6 protein-coding genes and 1 pseudogene are annotated in these 6,852 nt (G+C 47.0%); 6 read left to right on the top strand and 1 reads right to left on the bottom strand.

From position 1 onward, the window contains the following. Positions 1-54 precede the first annotated feature (54 nt). The 4 genes and pseudogenes from V6C93_RS38140 to V6C93_RS08820 all read left to right on the top strand — a co-directional run. A pseudogene (locus V6C93_RS38140) lies at positions 55-288 on the top strand (ABC transporter permease); the annotation flags it as partial. A 124-nt stretch (positions 289-412) separates the two neighbouring features. Beyond that, positions 413-2,275, top strand: coding sequence for a TolC family protein (locus tag V6C93_RS08830; protein ID WP_333476287.1), 1,863 nt, complete (start codon positions 413-415; stop codon positions 2,273-2,275). Between the two features lie 182 nt (positions 2,276-2,457). Continuing rightward, positions 2,458-3,423 carry a homogentisate phytyltransferase gene (locus V6C93_RS08825; RefSeq protein ID WP_333476286.1) on the top strand — a complete coding sequence of 322 codons (966 nt, stop codon included), beginning with the start codon at positions 2,458-2,460 and terminating at the stop codon, positions 3,421-3,423. A 185-nt stretch (positions 3,424-3,608) separates the two neighbouring features. Next, the gene (locus V6C93_RS08820; RefSeq protein ID WP_333476285.1) at positions 3,609-3,770 is read left to right on the top strand and encodes a hypothetical protein; all 162 of its coding nucleotides are present in this window, start codon (positions 3,609-3,611) and stop codon (positions 3,768-3,770) included. 153 nt (positions 3,771-3,923) lie between these two features. Here the strand turns inward: V6C93_RS08820 and V6C93_RS08815 are convergent, their stop codons facing one another. Further along, the gene (locus V6C93_RS08815; protein WP_333476284.1) at positions 3,924-4,451 is read right to left on the bottom strand and encodes a GNAT family N-acetyltransferase; all 528 of its coding nucleotides are present in this window, start codon (positions 4,449-4,451) and stop codon (positions 3,924-3,926) included. A gap of 39 nt (positions 4,452-4,490) precedes the next feature. On the opposite strand from V6C93_RS08815, the gene V6C93_RS08810 reads away from it, so the two are divergent. Both V6C93_RS08810 and cobA read left to right on the top strand, forming a co-directional pair. After that, positions 4,491-4,826: a XisI protein gene (locus V6C93_RS08810; RefSeq protein WP_333476283.1), complete on the top strand. Its 336-nt coding sequence runs from the start codon at positions 4,491-4,493 to the stop codon at positions 4,824-4,826. A 152-nt stretch (positions 4,827-4,978) separates the two neighbouring features. Further along, positions 4,979-6,852 (top strand): uroporphyrinogen-III C-methyltransferase (gene cobA / locus V6C93_RS08805; protein ID WP_333476282.1); only part of this gene is annotated, 1,874 nt, incomplete at its 3' end.

Genomic DNA, 6,852 nt, shown 5'->3' with positions numbered 1-6,852 from the left:
CGACTTAGAGCAAGAGCGTCTCCGTTCTTGAGTTATAAAGCTAACCCCTGACCGCAATTCATTCTAGAAGCGGCACTGTTGAGCCTAGTAGGGGGCATTTCTGCGATCGCGACTGTACATGGATTAACAGTGGTGGTGGCTAAAACCTTCAAGTTACCCTATGCATTTCAGAGCAATATTGCTGCCTTGTCCTTAAGTTCACCCTGACTAGTCGGTGTGGGTGCTGACTTTCTCCCTGCTGTTCGCGCTAGCCAAATCGATCCGGTGAAAGCGCTGCGCAGTGATTAATCGCTCTTATCCGAGCAGTATTGGATCAGAGTGGATGTTGTGGTTCTCAGGCGCAACCCTAATCAACGATGCATCGGTTTGATGTAGGCTTGCCAATCAGATCCATTTACCGAAATACCGTAACATGCCACAGGCTCCGTACCCAGACTCTAAACGTCCCAACCCACGAGATTATCTGTTGTTTCCCCGCATCAGCATCTTGATTCCGACAGTAGTTGGTATTTTCATCGCTATTCTCGGTACAGCTTGGACGTTTACTCTCGCTTTTAAACCTCCGCAAGTTTCTAAATCATCTGCTAGCTTCAAGACAACCTTCCAATTGCCAATCGTTCAACCAACATCGTCACAACCTCTGACTCACATTCCCAAGCAAAGCCATAAACCGATTGCACTAGGAACACCAGCAAAGCGGAGTACTCTTAGCGCAGAGCATCCCGTTAGGCTAATCACTCCTTCCCCAAATTCCAAGAACACCCCTTTAGCTCTCTACCGACTCCTATGCCACAGTAATCGGCGACAGGAGAACACCCAACGCCAAGAAATAAATCAAGCTCAAATACCCGAAAGACGACGAGCTGAGCCAATCCTTGACAGTCAATTGACACCCAATCAACCGAAACCTACTTCGGAGCGACGGGAGATTAGAGTGACTCTCTCGGATATTGTCATTCTGGCTTTAGAGAACAACAGACCTATTAAGAATGCCTACCTCGAACGGATTGCTCAAAGACAAGAGCAACGCGTAGCCGAAGATAAATTTACCCCCAATCTCACCCCCACGGTATCAATATCCATTGCTCAGTTTGGCTCGAATCGAGTTACAACCGATGCCGACTTAGGGCTTGGGGCAACTGTTTCAGTAAAAGTTCCTTCGGGAGGCGAGCTGAGTTTTCGGTGGGCAACAAACGGTCAAACGCTATCTCAAAATGTTCTTAATCTTAATATCAATGATGACCCTTTTAGTCAAAATCTACAGCTTAGTTTTAACCAACCTCTGTTAAGGGGATACAGCGTTAACGTCAATAGAGCTTCAATTGATATTGCTCGGCTCACGGAACAGGTTAATATCCTGGATTTAAAATCTACCCTGAGCAATACGATTACAGAAGCAATCATCGCCTATCGTGAATTAATTCGGGCACAGGAGCGCCTAAAAATTGCTCAGCTTTCTCTTAAACGGGCACAAGAATCATTAGCTAATAACCAAGTATTAATTGAGGCAGGTAGACTAGCCCCCGTTGATATCGTTCAAAATGAAACAGAGGTGGCAAGAAGACAAGTCAGCCTGATAGAAGCTGAAAATAATCTTGAGGCAGCTAGATTAGCGTTACTTAATATTGTTGATATTGAGCCAACCACTGTAATTGTAGCCGCCGACCCTCTTACAGCACCTGCTATTTCTTTGAACCCAGACAAGCTCAGGCAATTAGCGTTTGAAAATCAGCCGGATTACTTAAAGGCTCAGTTAGACCTAGAAAGAACTAAGCTGGGATTGTTAGAAACCCAAAATAACCGACTATGGGACTTAAACCTAAATACTAGCTACGGTTATGCCTCAAACGATACAAGCGATCTCAGGATTGGATTAGCATTGAGCCGTCAATTCGATGATTTCACCGCAGAGAGAGATTTCCAGCGCAGCTTGGTCAACCAACTCAAAGCCGAAAACACTCTAGAGGAACAGCGTGAAAATTTAGAGATTCAACTCATGGATAGAATTAGGGATGTTAATTTAAGCTTTTCTCAAGTCGAAATGGCTAAAAAAGTGACCGAATCCTCTGAAAGACAACTAGAGATTGCACGAGAGAAACAGAGATTAGGAAGAAATATTACCGTTTTTGAGTTGGTCAGGCTTCAGGATGATTTAGTCCAAGCCAGAAATGTAGGGCTTAATGCAATAATCAACTATCTCAATGCTTTAACGAGATTAGATCAGACTCTCGGCACAACATTAGACACCTGGCAAGTAACCCTCGAGAGACAATAAGGATTTAAGGCTGTTAGAGCCATCCGAAATCATTCATCAATTTCTCGATTATTGTGTTTACTCTGTGCGCTCTGTGGTTGTAGGCTGACCGCTACACATGTAGCTACAATAACCTCATAACTCCTATCGGGTTGCTATAGCACGGTAAGATATTTCTGGTTTATAGCCTATTATCTGTCAGAATGACCCAGATTTATCCTCAAACATCTACCCCTTCCCAAATCAAACCGCTTGAACAACCCAGTGAGTGGCTCTATGCCTTTTGGAAATTTTCACGCCCTCACACGATTGTTGGCACCAGCCTAAGCGTTTTGGCTTTGTATCTGATTACCGTGGCAACCACTAGCAGCCATGTCACCATACAGAGTATAGAGCAACTGCTGGGAGCGTTGCTGTCTTGCTTGTGCGGCAATGTCTATATTGTCGGACTCAACCAATTGGAGGATGTGGAAATTGACCTGATTAATAAACCCCATCTTCCCATTGCTGCCGGCGAGTTCTCGCGGCGACAAGCTCAGCTCATTGTCGCTGTCACGGGTATCCTAGCGCTGCTATTGGCAGGGTGGCTAGGAATTTGGTTGTTCTTGATGGTGAGCGTTAGTTTAGCGATTGGAACAGCGTATTCCCTCCCGCCAATCCGGTTGAAGCGATTTCCCTTTTGGGCGGCACTGTGTATTTTTTCAGTGCGGGGAGCCATTGTTAATTTAGGGCTGTTTTTGCACTTTAGTGACTGTTTATCTGAGGCGGTTCCGTTTCCGCCTGCACCCGTGTGGGCGCTGACGCTGTTTATTGTGGTATTTACGTTTGCGATCGCTATCTTCAAGGATATCCCCGATATGGAAGGCGACAAGCAGTACAACATCACCACATTTACAATTGAACTGGGTCAGCAAGCGGTGTTTAATCTAGCTCGTTGGGTGATAACGGTGTGTTACCTAGGGATGCTCGTTGCCGGAATATTTTGGCTACCGGCTTCCGTTAATCCGGTGTTTTTGGGTGTTAGCCATCTAGGGTTACTCGGTATCTTGTGGTGGCGGAGTTGGAGCGTAGACTTGCAAGATAAAATCGCGATCGCGCAGTTTTATCAATTCATTTGGAAACTCTTTTTCATAGAATATTTAATCTTTCCCGCTGCCTGTTTATTATAAACATTGAAGGCTGAAGTAGGAAGAATGAAAAATTCTTCCTACTTCATCAAGTTGGAAGGAGTTTTGAACTCCCATCGCCTTAATTGCTACCGATGCCTTCTGGTGAAGGTTTCATACTCTAATCCGTGTTCATAATTTATACTTCATACTTGAGATGAACAGCGATTCAGACGCGATTGCAGGACTTGGCAACTATACCTGCTAATATCCATGTACAAGACTTGAGTCCCCAGCTTGTGGATTTTACCGCTACGGCGGCAGCGATCGCACAGCTCGATATTGTACTGACAATTGATACCTCTGTTGCTCATCTGGCCGGAACACTAGGGCGTGTTTTCAAACTCTAAATTTACCTGTGTCTTGCGAAGAAGATCCCCCCCAGCCCCCCTTAAAAAGGGGGGAGAATCAACTCAAAGTCCCCCTTAAAAAGGGGGATTTAGGGGGATCTCCCGGTTTGAAGACACGCCCTAGGCAAGCCAACCTGGGTAGTACTAACCTTTTTAAGCGCTGGTTTGCCAATCTTCTCTACTAATTTTGTAAATGACCGCTTCCAAGCCAAAGATTTCTGTCGTCCCAACAAGTTTCTCCCCTAACTTCTCGGCAACCCGCCTTGAACTAGAATTCTCTGGACGAATCAGACTGATTACATGGGATTGCTGCAACTCATCAAAAGCATGAGCCATCGCCGCTTTTGCCCCCTCCGTCGCATAGCCACAGCCCCAGTAAGCCCGTCGTAACGTCCAGCCAATTTCAAATCCGAGCCAGCCCTCCGGTTGCCAGCAGCCGATGCGACCCATCATGACACCAGTGTGACGTTCCTCGACAGCCCACATTCCGTAGCCCCGTAGCTGCCAGTGACCCAGCATCATCGCCATATTCCGCCAAGCCTCAAAGCGGGATAAGGTCTGCCCATTGCCGATATAACGCATCACTTCGTGATCGGCACACATTTGGGCGTAAGCATCCAGGTCTTTTTCGTCAAATGCGCGTAAGATTAGGCGCTCGGTTTCAAGTTGAGGAATAAGCATTATTGTAGTTTATAATCCAGACTTGGAGGCGATCGCGCAATGGATCGAGTAGAACAATACCGAGGCTATATCAAACAACTCCTAACAGAATATGCCAGCTATAAGTCCCTGAACAAAACAATCGAGCGGCAATTTGTTTGTGATACCGAAAACGACCACTATCAAATTGTCAACATGGGTTGGGACGGGTATCGCTGCATCTATGGCTGTACTATCCACATTGATATCAAAAATGGCAAAATCTGGATTCAGCACAACATGACCGAAATCGATCTAGCCCAAGAGTTAGTCAACCTCGGTGTTCCCAAAGAAGATATTGTGCTTGGGTTTCATTCGCCCTTCATGCGACAGTTTACCGACTATGCCGTTAGCTGAAATACTAATAAAGTAGATACCGTTGCAATGGTCAGCGATCGCAATCAGTCTTGGAGAACCGCTTGATTTGCTCATTGGCTAGAGCTGGCGGCTGGGGCGTAAAATCAGGAAAGCTTGAGTCTGTATGACGCGACACGAAGGGTTTACCGCAAATGGGCAAAGTTTACCTGGTAGGTGCAGGGCCGGGAAATATCGAATATCTCACGATTAGGGCACAGCAGTTGCTTGAACAAGCCGAGGTACTCATCTACGATGCCTTAGTCGATGAGCGGTTGTTAACGTTAGTGCGCCCCAACTGCATTAAATTTGATATGGGGAAGCGGGGTGGACGCCCCAGTGCACCGCAATCAGAGATTAACCAGTTGATGGTAGAACAGTGTCGGCAAGGCAAACAGGTTGTGAGGCTCAAAAGCGGCGATCCGTTTATTTTTGGTCGCGCCACCTCAGAAATTTTGGCATTGCAGGAAGCCAACTGTCCGTTTGAAGTGGTGCCGGGAATTTCTTCAGCCCTAGCGGCACCGTTACTTGCTGGAATTCCCTTAACCGATACCGTTCTCAGCCGAGGCTTTGCTGTTGTGAGTGCCCATGAACCCGATGAGTTGGACTGGGAGGCATTGGCGCGGCTTGAGACGTTGGTGATTTTGATGGGCGGGCGTCAGCTGGAGGTTATTGTCAAACAACTGCAACGCTATGGGCGATCGCATTCTTCACCTATTGCCGTGATTCGTGATTGTGGACGCCCCGAACAACAGGTTTGGGTCGGCACCTTAAAGGATATCGTTAAGCAAACAAAGGGTATCTCTCTCTCACCTACAGTAATTGTGATTGGTGAAGTCGTGGGGCTACGGGACTATTTGCGATGCCAAAGGCAGTTCGCTACGCAACCATCGCCCAGTGAACCAGAAGTGCCCTCCTCTCCGGAAGCCGTTAGCGGTGAAGAGTTGAGCGTGGAACAGTGGGGCGTTAAACCTTTACCCGAATTGAACGTTGACACGTTGCCCGTTGAAGAGTTACCCGTATTAAAACTGGAACAGTGGAACGTCGAACCTTCATCCGAACTGAATGATGACACATTGCCTGTTGAAGAGTCACCCGTGTTAAATGTAGCAAAGTGGGACGTTAAACCTTTATCCGAATTGAACGTTGACACATTACCCGATGAAGAGTCACTAGACTTGACAATTGAACAACTCAACGTTGAAATTTCGGAAGCACTGAACGTTAATCCGTTGCCAGTTGAACCTTCTCCAGAAAACTTACAACCTGTTAACCTTCAACTCGATAACGTGCAACCTTCAACCCTCACTCCATCGTTACCACTCACGGGTAAAACCGTATTAGTTACCCGTTCGGCTGGGCAGTCTAGCCAATTTAGCAACCTTCTGCAACAAGAAGGAGCTCAGGTGATTGAAATGCCTGCATTGGTTATCACTCCGCCGTCCAGTTGGGACGAGTTGGATCAAGCGATCGCTCAACTCTATAACTTTGATTGGTTAATTCTCACCTCTAGCAATGGCGTCGAGTACTTCTTTGAACGACTGCACGCCCAACGAAAAAACAAGCGTGCCTTAGGCGCACTCCAAATTGCTGTGGTGGGCAAAAAAACAGCCGCGAGTCTGAAAGCACACGGATTGGAGCCTGACTTTATTCCGCCAAACTTTGTGGCAGATTCCCTTGTCGAACACTTCCCGGAACCCCTAGAGGGTAAAAGTGTATTGTTTCCCCGTGTGGAAAGTGGGGGAAGAGATGTCTTGGTGAAGGAGATTACAGCTCAAGGTGCAGAAGTAACAGAAGTTGCGGCCTATGAGTCGGGGTGCCCTGCTCAAATGGCTCCAGCCGCCCTAGAAGCTCTGCAACAACAAGAGGTAGATATTATCACCTTTGCCAGTTCCAAAACAGTCAAGCACTTTGTTCAACTCCTAGAGAAATCGCTGCCGGAAGATTCCCAAGAGTTTCCCACAGCCCAATCTCGATTGCAAAACATCTGTATAGCCTCCATTGGCCCTCAAACCTCCATCACTTGCCG

Source organism: Allocoleopsis sp. (assembly GCF_036703385.1).
Lineage (GTDB): Bacteria > Cyanobacteriota > Cyanobacteriia > Cyanobacteriales > Coleofasciculaceae > Allocoleopsis.
The sequence above is the reverse complement of the archived record's forward strand: the minus strand, read 5'-3'. Positions and strand labels throughout refer to the sequence as shown.

Excerpts from the sequence above, each read along its gene's own strand:
- V6C93_RS08815 (WP_333476284.1), bottom strand. The coding sequence starts at position 4,451 with ATGCTTATTCCTCAACTTGAAACCGAGCGCCTAATCTTACGCGCATTT.
- V6C93_RS08830 (WP_333476287.1), top strand. The coding sequence starts at position 413 with ATGCCACAGGCTCCGTACCCAGACTCTAAACGTCCCAACCCACGAGAT.
- V6C93_RS08810 (WP_333476283.1), top strand. The coding sequence starts at position 4,491 with ATGGATCGAGTAGAACAATACCGAGGCTATATCAAACAACTCCTAACA.
- V6C93_RS08825 (WP_333476286.1), top strand. The coding sequence starts at position 2,458 with ATGACCCAGATTTATCCTCAAACATCTACCCCTTCCCAAATCAAACCG.